Source organism: Acinetobacter sp. TW_SC_4 (genome assembly GCF_054861205.1).
Genome location: NZ_CM142174.1, coordinates 88,805 through 104,393 on the forward strand (window position 1 = coordinate 88,805; position 15,589 = coordinate 104,393).

At 37.1% G+C, this 15,589-nt stretch carries 14 protein-coding genes; all 14 read left to right on the top strand.

The features are described 5' to 3' along the window. Nucleotides 1–11 precede the first annotated feature (11 nt). Nucleotides 12–1,082, top strand: coding sequence for a glycosyltransferase family 4 protein (locus ACWM1W_RS00385; RefSeq protein WP_340834399.1), 1,071 nt, complete (start codon nucleotides 12–14; stop codon nucleotides 1,080–1,082). Between the two features lie 13 nt (nucleotides 1,083–1,095). Continuing rightward, nucleotides 1,096–1,965 (top strand): glycosyltransferase family protein, encoded by an 870-nt coding sequence (locus ACWM1W_RS00390; protein ID WP_448765229.1) that lies wholly within the window; start codon nucleotides 1,096–1,098, stop codon nucleotides 1,963–1,965. Further along, nucleotides 1,962–2,975: an EpsG family protein gene (locus tag ACWM1W_RS00395; protein ID WP_340834393.1), complete on the top strand. Its 1,014-nt coding sequence runs from the start codon at nucleotides 1,962–1,964 to the stop codon at nucleotides 2,973–2,975. The genes ACWM1W_RS00390 and ACWM1W_RS00395 overlap by 4 nt, the downstream gene beginning before the upstream one ends. Continuing rightward, on the top strand, nucleotides 2,972–4,099 hold the full coding sequence (locus ACWM1W_RS00400; RefSeq protein ID WP_340834391.1) for a glycosyltransferase family 4 protein: 1,128 nt from the start codon (nucleotides 2,972–2,974) through the stop codon (nucleotides 4,097–4,099). The genes ACWM1W_RS00395 and ACWM1W_RS00400 overlap by 4 nt, the downstream gene beginning before the upstream one ends. Beyond that, nucleotides 4,100–4,699 carry a sugar transferase gene (locus ACWM1W_RS00405; protein WP_340834389.1) on the top strand — a complete coding sequence of 200 codons (600 nt, stop codon included), beginning with the start codon at nucleotides 4,100–4,102 and terminating at the stop codon, nucleotides 4,697–4,699. Continuing rightward, nucleotides 4,700–5,665 (top strand): ATP-grasp domain-containing protein, encoded by a 966-nt coding sequence (locus ACWM1W_RS00410; protein WP_340834387.1) that lies wholly within the window; start codon nucleotides 4,700–4,702, stop codon nucleotides 5,663–5,665. Further along, nucleotides 5,649–6,314, top strand: coding sequence for an HAD family hydrolase (locus ACWM1W_RS00415; protein WP_005249547.1), 666 nt, complete (start codon nucleotides 5,649–5,651; stop codon nucleotides 6,312–6,314). Before ACWM1W_RS00410 ends, ACWM1W_RS00415 begins: the two co-directional genes overlap by 17 nt. Before the next feature lie 12 nt (nucleotides 6,315–6,326). Then, nucleotides 6,327–7,496 (top strand): DegT/DnrJ/EryC1/StrS family aminotransferase, encoded by a 1,170-nt coding sequence (locus ACWM1W_RS00420; RefSeq protein WP_340834380.1) that lies wholly within the window; start codon nucleotides 6,327–6,329, stop codon nucleotides 7,494–7,496. A 135-nt stretch (nucleotides 7,497–7,631) separates the two neighbouring features. Beyond that, the gene (locus ACWM1W_RS00425) at nucleotides 7,632–9,506 is read left to right on the top strand and encodes a polysaccharide biosynthesis protein (protein ID WP_340834378.1); all 1,875 of its coding nucleotides are present in this window, start codon (nucleotides 7,632–7,634) and stop codon (nucleotides 9,504–9,506) included. A 26-nt stretch (nucleotides 9,507–9,532) separates the two neighbouring features. Continuing rightward, nucleotides 9,533–10,408, top strand: a complete 876-nt coding sequence (gene galU / locus ACWM1W_RS00430) for a UTP--glucose-1-phosphate uridylyltransferase GalU (protein WP_340834376.1) — start codon at nucleotides 9,533–9,535, stop codon at nucleotides 10,406–10,408. 15 nt (nucleotides 10,409–10,423) lie between these two features. Then, nucleotides 10,424–11,680: a nucleotide sugar dehydrogenase gene (locus tag ACWM1W_RS00435; RefSeq protein WP_340834374.1), complete on the top strand. Its 1,257-nt coding sequence runs from the start codon at nucleotides 10,424–10,426 to the stop codon at nucleotides 11,678–11,680. Further along, the gene (pgi, locus tag ACWM1W_RS00440) at nucleotides 11,680–13,335 is read left to right on the top strand and encodes a glucose-6-phosphate isomerase (protein ID WP_313659462.1); all 1,656 of its coding nucleotides are present in this window, start codon (nucleotides 11,680–11,682) and stop codon (nucleotides 13,333–13,335) included. The genes ACWM1W_RS00435 and pgi overlap by 1 nt, the downstream gene beginning before the upstream one ends. Nucleotides 13,336–13,357: 22 nt before the next feature. Further along, the gene (gene galE, locus ACWM1W_RS00445) at nucleotides 13,358–14,374 is read left to right on the top strand and encodes a UDP-glucose 4-epimerase GalE (protein WP_159123842.1); all 1,017 of its coding nucleotides are present in this window, start codon (nucleotides 13,358–13,360) and stop codon (nucleotides 14,372–14,374) included. Between the two features lie 662 nt (nucleotides 14,375–15,036). Continuing rightward, nucleotides 15,037–15,576, top strand: a complete 540-nt coding sequence (locus ACWM1W_RS00450; RefSeq protein WP_340834369.1) for a hypothetical protein — start codon at nucleotides 15,037–15,039, stop codon at nucleotides 15,574–15,576. Nucleotides 15,577–15,589: the final 13 nt, after the last annotated feature.

The window sequence follows — 15,589 nt, forward strand, 5'->3', positions numbered from 1 at the left end:
GAGTTATTGTAGTGAAAAAAATATGCTTTATTGTTGGTGATTTGAATTGTTCTGGAGGTACAGAAAGAGTTACAAGTCTTATTGCTAATGAATTAGCCAAATATAACTATGAAATTTGTATTTTAAGTTTGAAGAATGGTGATAAGCCATTTTTTAGTCTAGATAACTCTATTAAAACTTCTTCATTGTTTAGTCGGGAGGTTTCTTTTAAAAAAAGCTTTATTAGCACCGTATGGGGTATTAGGAATTATGTTAAGATCAATAAGATAAATACTGTTGTTTCGGTAGAAAGTATCACTTGTATATTTACCATTGTAGGATTATTTGGTTTAAAGATAAACCATATTTGTTGGGAGCATTTTAATTTTAATGTTAATTTAGGTGTGAAATTGAGGGACGTAGCAAGAAGATGGGCTGTAAAATATTGTAATTATATTGTTACTTTGACGCATAGAGATCAGCAGTTGTGGAAAAACAATTTAACTAATATAAGATCTGAGATCATAACAATTGTAAACCCTAGTACATTTGAAGGTATTGAACATACTCCGAATTTAGATTTTAAGGTTATGTTGGCAGTTGGGCGATATAGGTATCAAAAAGGATATGATTTATTATTGCAAGCTTGGAGTAGAGTAACTAATAAAAAAGGATGGAAATTGGTTATTGTTGGTGAGGGAGAAGATAAACAAAAAATTATTGAGCTTAGTAAGTTTTTGAAAATAGATGACACTGTAGAGATAAATTCATCAACAGATAATATTGCTCAATACTTTAAGAGTGCTTCATTTTACTGCATGAGTTCGAGATTTGAAGGCTTGCCGATGGTATTATTAGAGGCTCAAAGTTTTGGTTTGCCTATAGTATCTTTTGATTGTGATACGGGACCAGCAGAGTTGATTGATAATGGGGTTTCTGGATATTTAGTTGAGCCTGAAAATATTGAAAAGCTAAGTGAAGCGATTACTAAGATGATAAATTTGGATAAGGATTCTTATTTGAGAATGTGTGTAAATGCTAAAGAGAATATTAATAATTTTAAAGTTGATGAGATTGTTAAAAAATGGTTAGCGATTCTTTGAGTTGGGGGTTGGTGTGAATATAGGCATACCTTTGTCAAAGTTTGCATATACTCCAGAAGCTTATGCATACGAAAAATATTTAAAAAAACTAGGGCATCAGATTCAGCTAGACTACGAGCTCGATCCTGATAATGATATTAATATATATTTTATGGGTACGCGCCCTTTTTGGAAAAAAAAGGAGGGTCGAGCTATAGAGATTCATGAATATCAGAGTTTATCTACACCTCCCTACGCTCGTTTTAAAAACTTTTCGAAAAAACTTGTTAACAAACAGCCAAGTGGGCGAATTTTTTTAAATAACTTTGTACAGTATGATTTAAACTTTACTGATGATATACCATATATTTATAGAGATATGGGAGTGGATGAGGCTTTATTTCAACGTCCAAATGAAAATCCTTTATATGATATTGTTTACTGTGGCTCTATTGCTGGACGTAATGGTCTTATAGAAGTATTGAGAAGGCTTGCGGGAAATTATAAGGTTGTTGTTGTTGGTCAGGTTAGTGATTTAGAACGCTCTTTATTAAAGCATGAAAATATTACTATTTTAGGTCGGGTAGAACGTAAAGATTTACCAGAAATATATAGGAACGCCAGATATGGTTTAAATTTTACTCCTAATATTTATCCATATAATATTCAGACAAGTACAAAGACATTAGAGTACTTGGCTTCTGGACTGCAGGTCATTTCAAATAGATATTTATGGGCAGAACAGTTTTTTAATAATATTAATTATAAGCCTTTTTGGTTAGATCAAATTGATTCTAACATTTATATAGAAAATAATATTCCTGAAATGGATTTATTTAAGTGGGATAATATTTTAAATGAAGTGGATTTTGGCAATTTTATTAATCGGATAGCTAATAAATGAAATTTAAAACTAACAAAGAAAATATATTTCTATATTTGTTATTTACTTTATTTACTTTATTTACTTCGTATTTTATTTCTATTAGAGATTTAAGTCTAGTAGATGATAACCTTATTTATGCACAAAATTTTATTTATAAATTGTCTATTAACAATTTTCATTATGAATTTTTATTTGATCTCTTAACCTTTGTAGTCAGATTATTTACTGATAGTTATATAGTCTATTTTTTTATTTTAAATATTGTATTAAACTTAATATTGCTTTTTCTATCAAAGAAAATATCTGAATTAGAAAAGATAAATAAAGTTTATTTTTCTTTTCTTTTCTTTTCTTTTCTTTGTATGTCATCTTGGTATCAAGTGGCAGCTGCAAATGGATTAAGGCAAGGTTTATCATTAGCTCTTCTATACTTGTTTTTTGTCTATTTGGTTTTTAATATTAATAAGTTTTATTCATTTTTGTTTTTACTAGGCTCTATATTATTTCATTATTCATCTATTTTGATTATTCCTTTTATTTTTTTGATTAAATTAAATCTAAATAAATTATTTTTTTTGCTAAATATACTTGGTATTTTTTATATTTTAGGGGTAAATGAAAAAATAGTCTATATAATATCTAGTGTGCTTGGTATTTCTTTATATGATAGTATTAAAAACTATGTTGAAGATACAAATTCCTATAGATACGGTTTTCAATGGGATCTTTTTTTATATAGCTTAGCTCTTGCATATATTTATTTCTTTTTCTCAAAATATTTTATTAAAAGCGAGGGTTTATATGGTTTAGTAAAAATCTATTTTTTATTGCTAATGCCATATTTTATATTTGGTTTTGCCGGTTTTTCAAATAGATATGGGTTGTTTGCTTGGTTTTTTAGCATATTATTAAATACTTTAATTTTTTATTATATATTTTCGAAAAGTAAATCTTTTTTTCCAATAGGTATTTTTGTTACTTTTGCTATATCATTTTCTTACTTTAGTTTAGTGTATGGAATTATATGATTATTGCTCTAATAGGAACCGTAGCATCTAGCTTCTATGGCTTTCGTGCAGATTTAATTTGTACACTCTCGAAAAAAGGTCATCAAGTCTATGCATTTACGTCTGAATATACGGCAGAAGATCTGATAAAAATAGAAAAGTTGGGCGCTACACCAATTACATATACATTAAACCGTGGTGGACTAAACCCACTCGCAGATATAGTTGCAACATATCGGCTCTCAAAAAAAATTAAAATAATTAATCCTGATTTAGTATTCTCTTATTTTTCTAAACCTGTCATTTTTGGTACTTTGGCAGCAAAATTAGCTCAAGTACCACGTGTGATAGGTATGCTAGAAGGTTTAGGCTATACATTTACAGAGCAGCCAGAAGGTTTAAGTAAAAAAACTCAGCTCATAAAAAAAATACAGGTTTTTTTATATAAAATAGCATTACCACAACTTGACCAACTTATTTTTTTAAATCCTGATGACCCTAAAGATTTAATTGAAAGATATGTTATAAATGTCAAAAATATAGAGGTTCTAGGTGGAATTGGTTTAAATTTACATCATTATAAATATTCAGAAAACTTTAATTCAAATATATCGTTTATTTTTATTGCACGATTACTTGCAGAAAAAGGAATTCATGATTATATAAAAGCAGCTAAAATTGTGAAGGAAAAATATCCTTCAGTTAAATTCACTGTATTAGGTGCGATTGATAAAGAGGCATTGGGTAGTCTTAAAGAAGAGGAGTTGGAAAATTTAGTAAAGACTAATATTATTGAATATCCAGGCCATGTGAGTAATGTTTCAGAATGGATAGAAAATTCTAGTGTTTTTGTTCTACCTTCTTATTACCGCGAGGGTGTACCAAGAAGTACCCAAGAAGCGATGGCAATAGGACGTGCGGTTATTACCACAGATGTACCGGGCTGTAGAGAAACAGTTGTAGATGGTGTAAATGGATTTTTAGTACCAAAATGGAATCCTGAAGCTTTGGCAGAAAAAATGATTTATTTCATTGAGCACCCTGAACAAGTTAGATTGATGGGTGCAGAAAGCTATAAAATTGCCGTTGAAAAGTTTGATGCAAAGAAAGTGAATCAACGTTTAGTGAATATTCTAGGTCTATAAATGCTAAAACGCCTCCTCGATATTATTATTGCTTCTATTGCCCTGATTTTACTGTCACCACTGTATTTTTATGTGGCACATAAAGTGAAAAAAAATCTGGGTTCGCCCGTTTTATTCCGTCAGGTGCGCCCCGGTTTACATGGCAAACCGTTTGAAATGATTAAATTTCGCAGTATGAAAGACGCGGTAGATGCACAAGGCAATCCGCTGCCGGACAGTGAGCGCTTGACGCCATTTGGTAAAATGTTGCGCTCTAGTAGTTTAGATGAAATGCCAGAACTGTGGAATGTCATTAAGGGTGATATGAGTATCGTCGGACCACGCCCATTACTTATGGAATACTTACCGCTATATAACCAAGAACAAGCAAAACGTCATTTAGTCCGCCCAGGCATGACAGGGCATGCGCAGGTCAATGGACGTAATGCCATTAGTTGGGAAGAAAAATTTAAACTTGATACCTGGTATGTAGAAAATCAGTCGGTTTGGTTGGATTTTAAAATTATGCTCAAAACGGTAAAAAAAGTGCTCGCCAAAGATGATATTAACGCGGAAAATGATGCAACAATGCCAAAATTTAATGGTAATGAGAAGAAATAAATGAATATTTTAATTACCTCAGCAGGACAAAGAGTTTCATTGGTACGCTCTTTCCAAACAGAACTGAAAAAAATTTTTGAAAATGGTCAGGTTTTTACTACTGATTTAAATCCTATTCTAGCTCCTGCATGTCATATTTCTGACCAAAGTTTTAAAGCACCACGTGTTACAAGCCCTGAATATATTGATTATTTATTACACCTTTGCTTGAGTCATCAAGTTAAATTAATCGTACCAACGATTGATACAGAGTTATTAGTTTTAAGTGAAAATATTGCTTATTTTAAGCAACAAGGAATCCATTTATTGGTAAGTGATCCTGAGTTGGTACACCAATGTCGCGACAAACGTCAAATCAATCATTTTTTTGAAGAAAAAGGAATTGATATTCCGCAGCAATATACCTTAGAGAGTTTAAGGTTTCCTGTTTTTGTAAAGCCGTATGATGGAAGCTTAAGTAAAGGTATTTTTACAGCATATTGTGCAGAAGATATTAAACCAGAACATCGTGTGGATCCAAAACTTATGTTTATGGAATACATTAAACCAGACGACTATGATGAATTTACCGTTGACTGTTACTACGATAAATCCTCAGACTTAAAATGTGTAGTGCCGCGTAAGCGTATTTTTGTGCGTGCAGGTGAAGTAAATAAAGGGGTAACAAAAAAGAACTTTATTGTCAGAGAATTTAATCAAAAGTTAAAATATATAGCTGGTGCGCGTGGCTGTTTAACGATACAGGTATTTATGCATAAAACTGAAGATAAAATTTTAGGGATTGAAATAAACCCACGTTTTGGTGGTGGCTATCCTTTAAGTTATTTAGCAGGTGCTAATTATAGTCAGTGGGTTATTCAAGAATATCTTTTAAATCAGGATATTGAAGAATTTTCAGCATGGTGTGATAATTTACTTATGCTGCGTTATGATGCTGAGGTTTTGGTAAATGGCTACCAAGATTAAAGCTTTAGTTTTAGATTTAGATGATACACTTTATGCTGAAATAAGTTATTTGCAATCAGCATACCGCTTCATTGCGGCAAAAATTAGTACTCAGCCACAACAGTTGTACGCGAAAATGTTGGCAGAATATCATGCTGGTGAAAACGTTTTTGAAAATATTTCCAAAAAATATCAACTGGATAAAAAAGAGCTTTTAGATTGGTATCGCTTTCATAAACCGGATATTACCCTATTCCAAGATGTTGCAGAAACATTAACCTATTTTGCTAAGGAATATAAATATGCAGTTATTACTGACGGGCGTTCAAAAACTCAACGTAATAAATTACAAGCGTTAGGGTTAACAAATCTTTTGAATACTATAGTAATTTCTGAGGAAATTGGCTCCGAAAAGCCATCTATAGCCAACTATGAGAAAGTGATGAACGAATTACAGTGTGAAGAATATATTTATATAGGCGATAACCTGAAAAAAGATTTTGTAACAGCAAAATTATTAGGCTGGACCACCATCTGCTTGAAAGATCAAGGTCAGAATATTCATAAACAGAATTTTTCAATTGCTGCGGAATATCAAGCAGACTATTGCTTAAATTCTTGGCAAGAAATTAGAAGCTTCTTGTCGTTGGATAGAAATAAAACTCATTAGGATTAGTAGTACATGCTAAACACTGCATTTGAACCATGGCCAAGTTTTACCCAGCAAGAAGCGGATGCGGTTTCCCGGGTTTTATTGTCGAATAAGGTCAACTACTGGACCGGACAGGAATGCCGTGAATTTGAAAAAGAATTTGCCCAGTTTGCAGAAACCAAATATGCAGTGGCTTTAGCCAATGGAACGGTCGCGCTGGATGTTGCACTTAAGGCACTAGGCATTGGTGCAGGGGATGATGTGATTGTCACCTCACGCACCTTCTTGGCCTCGGCTAGCTCGATTGTGACTGCTGGGGCAAATCCGATTTTCGCCGATGTTGAACTGGATTCACAAAATATTTCTGCTCAAACTATTGAAGCGGTACTTACCCCAAATACCAAAGCGATTATCTGTGTACATCTGGCGGGCTGGATGTGCGACATGGATCCGATCATGCAGTTGGCTTCCGATAAAGGCTTGTATGTGATCGAAGACTGTGCACAGGCGCATGGGGCAAGATACAAAGGCAAATCTGCCGGTTCAATCGGTCATGTTGGTGCCTGGTCCTTCTGTCAGGACAAGATTATGACTACGGGCGGTGAAGGTGGCATGGTCACCACCAATGATGAAAATTTATGGAAAAAAATGTGGTCTTATAAAGACCATGGCAAGAATTTTGATAGTATATATAATAAACAGCATCCACCGGGTTTTCGTTGGTTGCATGATTCATTTGGTACCAACTGGCGCATGATAGAAATGCAGGCTGTGATTGGACGGATTCAATTGAAAAAGATGTCCGAATGGACAGCACAGCGTAATGCAAATATGGAAAAAATTTATGCTGCATTTGCAGATAGCCCATATTTTACAGTTTATCATCCATCAGATGATTATGTGCATGCTGCCTATAAATGCTATGTACAAGTCAATACTGATGCTTTACCAGAAGGTTGGTCACGTGACCGAATCATGACTGAAATTAATGCCGAAGGTGTACCATGCTTTAGTGGGTCTTGTTCAGAAGTCTACTTGGAGCATGCTTTTGATGGCACGCCATGGCGTCCAAAAGAGCGTTTAAAGAATGCTCAAAAACTGGGTGAAACCAGCCTAATGTTCCTCGTGCATCCAACGTTAACAGAAAATAATATTCAAACAACTAAAGATGTTATTCAGCAGGTGATTAGTCGCATATAATTCTCTAGGATTCAATCATGTAAAGTGTATCTTTATAGGTACACTTTAAACATTTATCCAAGTTTTTACCTCAATTCTCTCTAATATTTAATATGAGGTAAAAATTTATAAATAATTATTGAGAAGACACAGCAAGTGAAATCTATCATTCTACCTTTAGTTGAATCTCCACGTGCGGCTAAACAGACATTTCTCGTTATTTTAGACTTCTGCATATTTCCCGTCCTGATCTGGCTTTGCTATGCCATTCGTCAATTCGATCTAGGTGCAGAAGTCGTTCCCAATATTCCTTTTGGTACAGTTTGGGTCAGTGCCATTGCTGTATTGGCTTTATTTGTTTGTGGTGTTTATCGTTTTATTGTTCGTACTTTTAATGAATTTTTTATTGTCAAATTAGGGCTGGCCACTGTTCTGGCAGTCATTGGTTTGTATTTGCTTGCATATACAACGCATGCGTTCATTCCTACTTCTATTCCTTTAATGTTTGGCTTCATGATGTTTGCCTGGGTCTGGTTTAGTCGAGGAATAATCCGTTTCGTTGTTCGTTCATATCTATATGCTGGAGTATCGAAAAAACGGATTGCGATTTATGGTGCAGGCTATGCAGGACAGCAGGTTGCAGCAACTTTAAATCGTTCTAATGAACATTTACCAGTCATGTTTATTGATGATAATCCTTCATTGAGCGGTCAGAATATTGGGGGAATTCAAGTTTATGCACCAGAAATTGCGTTAAAGTCTTTTACTAAACTTCGCATTGATGAAATTCTGATTGCACTTCCTTCAGTAGGACGTATCCGCAAAAGCGAGATCGTAAAATTTTTAGAACCTGCTCATTTAAAAATTACTGAAATTCCAGGGCTGACTAAACTGGTCAATGGTGAAATTCGAGTTTCTGATATTCAGGAAGTTGATATTATTGATCTACTGGGGCGTGACCCAGTCCCTCCTGTAGCAGAACTACTAGAAAAAAATATCAAAGATAAAGTCGTGATGGTTACAGGAGCAGGAGGCTCCATTGGCTCAGAGCTATGTCGTCAAATTATTAAAAATCAACCGGTAAAACTTATTATCTATGAGCTGACAGAGTTTGCTTTATATAGTATTGATAAAGAGTTACGACTTAGTGCCAGTTGTGAAATTATTCCAATTCTAGGTTCGGTAGTGGATGAAAGTAAACTGGAACGGGTCATTGAGCAATACGGTGTTCAAACCGTCTATCATGCTGCTGCTTATAAACATGTTCCACTAGTCGAATGTAATCCATTGGCCGGCTTGAAAAATAATGCGGTAGGGACTGCCTTTAGTGTCAATGCTGCAGTCAAAAAAGGGGTCGAGACTTTTGTACTGATTTCAACTGATAAAGCGGTACGTCCGACCAATGTCATGGGTGCGACCAAACGTATGGCAGAGCTTTATTGTCAGGCCATGGCTGAAGCACAGAATCAAACCCAAATTAGTATTGTACGTTTCGGGAATGTCTTGGGTTCATCGGGTTCAGTTGTTCCATTATTTAAACAGCAGATTGCCAAAGGTGGACCTATCACTGTCACTGATCCTGAAGTGACACGTTTCTTTATGACGATTCCGGAAGCTTCGCAGTTGGTCATTCAGGCAGGTGCTTTAGGCACAGGTGGAGATGTATTCCTGCTCGATATGGGTGAACCGGTAAGAATCCAGGACCTTGCTCGTCAGATGATTTCATTAAGTGGGTTAAAGGTGAAAGATAGCCAAAATCCTGATGGTGACATCGAAATCCAATACACAGGCTTGCGTCCAGGCGAAAAACTGTATGAAGAGCTGTTAATTGACCAGGATAATACAGAGATTACTTCACATAAGCGAATTTTAAGATCGGTAGAAAAGCATTATCCTTTAGCTGAAATTCTGGAAATATTTAATCGTATGCATGTGCTGACAGCGACTCAGAGTGATGTGGACTGGGCGTTAATGCAGCTTGAACATTATGTCGATGGTTATCAGCGTGGTCAGGAAATTAAAGTAAATTAAATTTGGAAATAATTAGGTTGAATAACATGATTAAAAAAGCAATTCTCCCTGTTGCAGGACTTGGCACACGTTTTTTACCAGCCAGCAAATCCATTCCCAAAGAAATGGTGACGGTAGTTGACCGCCCGGCAATTGAATATGTGGTAAAAGAAGCAATTGCGGCGGGGATTGAGCAAATTATTTTGGTAACACATTCTTCCAAAGCATCGATTGAAAATTACTTTGATCGTAACTTTGAACTTGAAACTACACTTGAGCAAAAAAATAAAACCGATTTGCTTAAAGAAGTTACTGAAATTTTACCCCCTCATGTTAGTGTGATTAGCGTACGTCAGCCACAACCTTTAGGCCTTGGTCATGCCGTGCTCTGTGCTAAAGCTGTCATTGGTGATGATGACTTTGCTGTCCTGTTACCGGATGTTCTGGTTAAAGAGCAAGATACACAAAATGACCTGTCTCGTATGATTCAACGTTATGAACAGTCTCATGCATCACAAATCATGGTTGAAGCAGTCCATGATCATCTGGTTGATCAATATGGGATTGTGGATGTTTCTGCTTCGCCTGCGGAAGGTGAAAGCACGGTGATGCAAGGTATTGTGGAAAAGCCAGCGATTGGGACTGCACCGTCGAATTTATCTGTGGTAGGTCGTTATATCCTTCCGGCAAAGATTATGCAACTACTGGAGCAGACACCGAAAGGGGCAGGCAATGAAATCCAGCTAACCGATGCTATTGCACTATTACAGCAAACAGAGGTTGTCGAAGCTTATCGGATGAAGGGTCAAACCTTTGATTGTGGGAGTAAGCTTGGTTATCTTAAGGCTGTATTACATTATGGCGTAGATCATCCCAAACTCGGTGCAGAGTTTAAAGCATTGATTCAGGAACTCGCCTTATAATAAAAAAGGGATATTATGAAAGTCGCAGTATTAGGAAAAACCTTATTTTCAGGGGTTATTTCAGCTCTATTGGCTGAATGTGGCCATCAGGTCATATGGTGTAATAGCTTTAATACTGATGAGCCTGTTCGGACTTATTTCCAAGATGAATCCTTACAATTATTGCTGCAAAAACAGCAGGAGTTAGGGTTCTTAAACTGTTGTGATTTTAAGCATCTGACCTTTAATCAGGATGTTTTTTTCTTCAGTTTTAACGCCACAGAAGAGCAGCTGGCATTTCAGATGCTAAATACCATCCATCATGCCTGCTTTGCGCACCCTAAACTGATGATTAATGCCTCTACCTTTGGTTTGCACGGTACAGCGCGATTCCAGCAGCTTTTGCCAAATGATGACTGGGTCTATCTTCCAGATATTATTCAGGAAGGGAATGCAATTCGTAGTTTCGTTCAAGCGACTCAACTGATTGTGGGTTGTGACCAGCCAAATGTGCAGCTCAAAGTTAGAGAGTTGTTGCGCCCCTTGTTCCCTCGTGCCCAGCAATATCTGTTTATGCCTATTCTGGATGCAGAATTTACCAAACTCAGTATCTCGGGCATGCTGGCTACCCGGATCAGTTATATGAATGATCTGGCGAGCGTTGCTGAAAAACTGGGAATTGATATTGAACAAGTTCGTCAGGGTATGGCGGCAGATAATCGTATTGGTTCAGCTTATTTATTTCCAGGTGTGGGCTTTGGTGGAGAAAACTTTTCTCATGATATCCGGACGCTGACTCACGCCGTGGCGGATTCAGGGGTGAAAAACCAGTTACTGGAACAGGTTTGGGATATCAATGAGCAACAGAAAGAATTGTTATTCCGGAAGTTGTGGAATTATTTCCGTGGAGACCTGCAAGGCAAAACAGTCGCTATCTGGGGAGCTGCATTTAAAGAAAATACGCCAAGTATCCAGCAATCACCGGTGCATGCCATGTTGGCAGCATTGTGGGCACAAGGTGCGACAGTGAAATTGCATGATCCACAGGCTTTGACCAATATTGAACAGATTTATGGTCAACGTACCGATTTAATTTTATGTGAAGACCAGTATCAGGCGGTAGAAGATGCAGATGCATTGTGTTTAATCACGGCCTGGAAACAGTATGGTAGCCCGGATTATGCTTATCTCAGCAAGTTGATGCAGCATCCTTTGATTCTGGATGGACGTAATCTCTATGACCCTGCTTATATCAAGTCACGCGGTTTTAACTATATTGGGGTGGGACGTTGATGTTAGACCAGCTTAAATCAGATCAGAATACCAATAATGCTTATAAAAAGCTGAATTCTGTAAAAGAACAATTGAAATCGATCCATTTACGCCAACTCTTTGCAGCAGATCCTGAACGGTTTAACCAATACTCGGTGCAATTTGAGGAGGTAGTTTTTGACTATAGCAAACATAGAGTCAATCATGATGCTGTGCAGCATCTGATTGAGTGGGCAGAGACACAAAATCTAAGATCCTGGATCGGGTCTTTATTTTCCACTCAGACGATTAACTATACTGAACAACGTGCAGCTATGCACTGGGCCTTACGTTTGCCGAAAGAGGACCAGCAGCATGAAGAACTGGCAGCTGAAGTTCATGCTCAGCTAGATCGTATGTATGCTTTGGTCGAGCAGATTCATGCCGGACAACGCCGTGGCGCTACCGGTGAAGTCATTCAGGATGTAGTGAATATCGGGGTGGGGGGATCTGACTTAGGACCGTTAATGGTCAGTCATGCGCTTTCGGATTTCAAATATCAATCTGCCAAGCCATTAAATGTGCATTTTGTTTCGACGATGGATGGTAGTCAGCTGTCTGAACTGCTACACCAGCTACGTCCGGAAACTACGCTTTTTATTATTTCTTCCAAGTCATTTGGAACGATTGATACCTTATCCAATGCTCAAACAGTGCGTTTATGGCTGGAAAAATCTTTAGGCCAGCATCCTTCTATTGTTAAACATCATTTTATTGGGGTATCCACTAAACCTGAAAAAATGACAGCCTGGGGAATTGCACCCGAAAATCAGCTGTTGTTATGGGATTGGGTCGGTGGGCGTTATTCTCTCTGGTCGTGTATTGGTTTGCCGATTGCACTCAGTATTGGAGTGGACGGTTTTAAACAACTGCTTGCTGGTGCTTATGCCGTGGATCAGCATTTCCAGTACAAGCCTCTGGAACAGAATATTCCAGTATTAATGGGCTTACTGGGTGCCTGGAATACGAATTTTCTGGATATTCAGACCCATGCCATCTTGCCTTATGATGGACGTCTGAAATATTTTGCATCTTATTTGCAGCAGCTGGAAATGGAGTCTAATGGTAAATCCATCCAGCGCAATGGTGAAAAAGTTCAGCTCGACACTTGTCCAATTATTTGGGGCGAAGTTGGACCAAACGCCCAACATGCCTTCTACCAGCTGTTACATCAAGGTACTCAAGCAGTCAGCTGCGATTTTATCGCCCCAGTGAAGCGTTATAACAGTCAACAATATACCTACGTCGATAATGCTGATGCTTTGATCGAACAGCATCATTTGGCTTTATCTAACTGTCTGGCACAATCACGATTATTGGCATTTGGTAATGATGCCTTGGATCAGACTGAATTGCAGGGCTTGCCAGCCTATAAACAATATGAAGGTAACCAGCCAAGCAGTACCATTTTATTACAGGAACTAAACCCTTATAGCCTCGGAATGCTGATTGCATTGTATGAGCATAAAGTTTTTGTGCAGTCGGTGCTTTGGAATATTAATCCATTTGACCAATGGGGCGTAGAAAAAGGTAAGGAAATTGCCAATCAGTTATTGCCTATACTGAATGGTGAGCAAACTGATATTAGCGGTTTAGATGGTTCAACCCAGGGTTTGATTAAAATTCTAAAAGCTTGATTAAAATTGAATTAGGAAAGATATGGCTAAAATTTTAGTAACGGGTGGAGCAGGTTATATTGGTTCACATACCTGCTTGGAACTATTAAATACTGGGCATGACGTCGTAGTATTGGATAATTTATCCAATAGCTCGGTTGAGTCTTTAAATCGTGTCCAGCAGTTGGCTCAAAAAAGCCTGAAATTTGTCGAAGGTGATATTCGAGACAGTCAGATCCTAGATCGAATATTCCAGGAAAATACCATTGATGCGGTGATTCATTTTGCCGGCCTTAAAGCGGTGGGAGAAAGTCAGCAAATTCCACTGGCTTATTTTGAGCATAATATTGCCGGATCTATCAGTTTGGCGCAGGCGATGCAACGCGCAGGGGTGTTTAAACTGGTCTTCAGTTCCTCTGCAACGGTATATGATGAAGCCAATATTTCTCCTTTAAATGAAGAAATGCCCACCGGGATGCCAAGCAACAATTATGGCTATACCAAACTGATTATTGAACAGTTATTGGAAAAACTGGCGATTGCTGATGAGCGCTGGTCAATTGCCTTATTGCGCTATTTTAACCCGGTCGGTGCGCATAAAAGTGGCCAGATTGGTGAAGATCCGCAAGGGATTCCAAATAACCTGATGCCTTATGTGACCCAAGTGGCTGTCGGTCGTCGTGAAAAACTTTCAATCTTTGGCAGTGATTATGATACCGTCGATGGCACAGGCGTCCGCGATTATATCCATGTGGTGGACCTGGCCAATGCACACTTATGTGCACTGAATAACCGTTTAAATGCACAGGGCTGTCGTGCCTGGAATATTGGAACCGGAAACGGGATTTCCGTGTTGCAGGTGAAAAATACCTTTGAACAGGTCAATGGAGTAGAGATTCCATTTGAACTGGTGCCGCGCCGGGCGGGCGATGTGGCAACCTCTTTTGCAGATAATCGGCGTGCTATTGCCGAGCTAGGCTGGCAACCGCAGTATGGTCTGGAAGATATGCTGGCCGATAGCTGGAACTGGCAAAAACAGAATCCAAATGGCTATCGTTAAAACGCTTGAAGTGGTATGAATAAGAATGGGAGCAATATTGTGCTCCCATTTTATTGTAGGTGGGATTACCGGTGGATTAATTGGTTGTACGGTAGATTTTGGGTGTAGGCTTGTTTCATTAGAGAATTATATTGCTGAAGAAGCCTTCAGTGCTAGGATTTTGCAACACAGTCAAGTCAGATTGGTAGTAACTATAGTAATGAGATTTTTGGTAAATGCGATGATGTATGAAAAATAACAAAAAAAACACAACAGAATCACACTATTTTCACCTATCTGCGGGTAAATTGTAATTATTTGTAAAAATTATTAATGGTTTGAGATTGTAATTATCTAAAAAATATAAAAATCATATGGTTAAGTTATAACTGATTAGCTTCTATTTTCTAAGTTCTTTTTTAACCTTAGAGGGAGTTTTGTAAGAATTATATGTAACAATTCTTATTTTTAAATAATTTAATATAAAATAATGGCATACAAAAAATAATAATTGGGGTAAATGGAAAAATATATTGTGAATAATAAAGTATGTGTATTTTTTTTAATCAATGATAATAAGATAACTACACGCTGCATAATCTTACTCATCATGAGAAAGAGTTTTTATGCCAGTGTTACTCAAACAAATAAATATATTCTTTTTTTAAGGAATGGAGAAGATCATGAATAAAATGACTCAAGCAGTATTAGCAGCATTAGCACTAAGCTTTGGTTTTGGCTCAACAGTTGTTTATGCAGCAGATGCGGAAACTGCAGGACGCCCAGGTCATAATCCTAAACCACCAATTGACTGGAGTAAATGTAATACTTTAGGCTGTGAAAAAGAAATTCCAATTTCACTTAAAATTAACAAGAAATGTATTTTAACTGGTGGAAATGCAATACTATTATCTGCTGCCGGTGGAACTCAAAGTACAAATTATTCAATTACAACAAACACCCCTTATGTTCTGAATTTGCAAACTGCAAATGCTGGCGCCAGTAATAATACATTTGTTAGACATGAAACAGATGCATCTGAAACAATTTCTACAACAATTGTGACAACTAAACAAGGTGCAGGCGCTGTTCCGTTTGGTAATTCAAATCATAACGGTCAAGCAGTTGATAATTATACACTTGCAGTTACTAATGCTGCAGTTGATGCTACAAAGTTAGCAGGTAATTATACCGATCGCTATCTAATCAAAGCTTACTACTAATTTATTTAATCAA

Excerpts from the sequence above, each read along its gene's own strand:
- ACWM1W_RS00395 (WP_340834393.1), top strand. The coding sequence starts at position 1,962 with ATGAAATTTAAAACTAACAAAGAAAATATATTTCTATATTTGTTATTT.
- ACWM1W_RS00400 (WP_340834391.1), top strand. The coding sequence starts at position 2,972 with ATGATTATTGCTCTAATAGGAACCGTAGCATCTAGCTTCTATGGCTTT.
- ACWM1W_RS00405 (WP_340834389.1), top strand. The coding sequence starts at position 4,100 with ATGCTAAAACGCCTCCTCGATATTATTATTGCTTCTATTGCCCTGATT.
- ACWM1W_RS00410 (WP_340834387.1), top strand. The coding sequence starts at position 4,700 with ATGAATATTTTAATTACCTCAGCAGGACAAAGAGTTTCATTGGTACGC.
- ACWM1W_RS00415 (WP_005249547.1), top strand. The coding sequence starts at position 5,649 with ATGGCTACCAAGATTAAAGCTTTAGTTTTAGATTTAGATGATACACTT.
- ACWM1W_RS00420 (WP_340834380.1), top strand. The coding sequence starts at position 6,327 with ATGCTAAACACTGCATTTGAACCATGGCCAAGTTTTACCCAGCAAGAA.
- galU (WP_340834376.1), top strand. The coding sequence starts at position 9,533 with ATGATTAAAAAAGCAATTCTCCCTGTTGCAGGACTTGGCACACGTTTT.
- ACWM1W_RS00435 (WP_340834374.1), top strand. The coding sequence starts at position 10,424 with ATGAAAGTCGCAGTATTAGGAAAAACCTTATTTTCAGGGGTTATTTCA.
- pgi (WP_313659462.1), top strand. The coding sequence starts at position 11,680 with ATGTTAGACCAGCTTAAATCAGATCAGAATACCAATAATGCTTATAAA.
- galE (WP_159123842.1), top strand. The coding sequence starts at position 13,358 with ATGGCTAAAATTTTAGTAACGGGTGGAGCAGGTTATATTGGTTCACAT.
- ACWM1W_RS00450 (WP_340834369.1), top strand. The coding sequence starts at position 15,037 with ATGAATAAAATGACTCAAGCAGTATTAGCAGCATTAGCACTAAGCTTT.